This is a genomic window from Nonomuraea sp. NPDC002799 (assembly GCF_053592075.1).
The window spans coordinates 1-1,093 of record NZ_JBSFVA010000144.1 but is presented as its reverse complement, the minus strand read 5'-3'; the positions used below and the strand labels follow the sequence as shown (position 1 = coordinate 1,093).

Annotated in this window: 1 protein-coding gene; it reads left to right on the top strand. The window is 64.5% G+C overall.

Annotation, left to right across the window (positions count from 1 at the left end):
- Positions 1-224 precede the first annotated feature (224 nt).
- Positions 225-1,064 carry an IS5 family transposase gene (locus tag ACWD0F_RS52130; RefSeq protein ID WP_449890603.1) on the top strand — a complete coding sequence of 280 codons (840 nt, stop codon included), beginning with the start codon at positions 225-227 and terminating at the stop codon, positions 1,062-1,064.
- Positions 1,065-1,093: the final 29 nt, after the last annotated feature.

Sequence of the window (1,093 nt, the reverse complement as noted above, 5' to 3'; positions counted from 1 at the left end):
AGTGGGCATCTTGGGATGGCTTGCGGGCATATGCCCCTTCTGCGAGGTAGGCGGGTCGCGTCGTTTGTAAAGAGTGCCCCGCCTTGCGAGGCCAGGCGGAGCTCGCCGATGTCTATTTTGCGAGACGGGCCGACCCCGATTCCGTCTGGCGTAGGAACGTCCTAGACACGCCATGTTTCGGAGGTTGCCGGCTCTCACGGTTGATGCGACGTACGGGTCGGAGTATGAACCCCCGACGCAGCTACCCTTCCGACATCTCCGATGCCCGCTGGGCCCTGATCGAGCCCACCCTCGCCGCCTGGCGCCAGGCTCGTCTCGACCGCCGTCCCACCGGGGCGCCCGCCCCCACCAGCCTGCGAGACATCTTCAACGCGATCTTGTATCTGAACCGGACCGGCATCGCCTGGGCCTACCTCCCTCACGACTTCCCGCCCCACGGGACCGTCTACTCCTACTACGCCGCCTGGCGTGACCAGGGCATCTTCGCCCAACTCAACTACAACCTCACTGGCCTGGCTCGCGCCAAAGACGGCCGAGCCCCCGAACCCACCGCCTCGATCATCGACACCCAGACCGTCAAAACCTCCACCAACCCACCCGTCAGCACCCAAGGCACAGACGCCGCCAAGAAGATCGTCGGACGCAAGCGAAGCATCGCCACCGACGCCCTCGGCCTACTACTCGCCGTAACCGTCTGTGCCGCGTCGGTCTCGGAGAACCAGGCTGGCATCCGCGTACTCGACCAGGCCAAAACCGATCACCCGAGCATCACCCTGACCTGGGTCGACACCGGCTTCAAGAAGCAGTTCGCCGACCACGCCGCCACCCTCGGCATCCACGCTGAAGTCGTCCACCGCGACCCCGAAACCCGCGGATTCCACGTCCTCAAGCGACGCTGGGTGATCGAACGCACCCTGGGCTGGCTCATGCTCCACCGCAGGCTCGCCCGCGACTACGAGACCCTCCCCGCCAGCTCCGAAGCCATGATCCACATCGCGATGATCGACAATGCCAGCAAGCGCATAACGGACGAGGCGACACCAACCTGGCGAGGAACGTACTAACACAAACATGGGCAAACCAAATGCCCTCT

What these genes read in the sequence shown, in the direction of transcription:
- ACWD0F_RS52130 (WP_449890603.1), top strand. Translation starts at nt 225, where the DNA reads ATGAACCCCCGACGCAGCTACCCTTCCGACATCTCCGATGCCCGCTGG.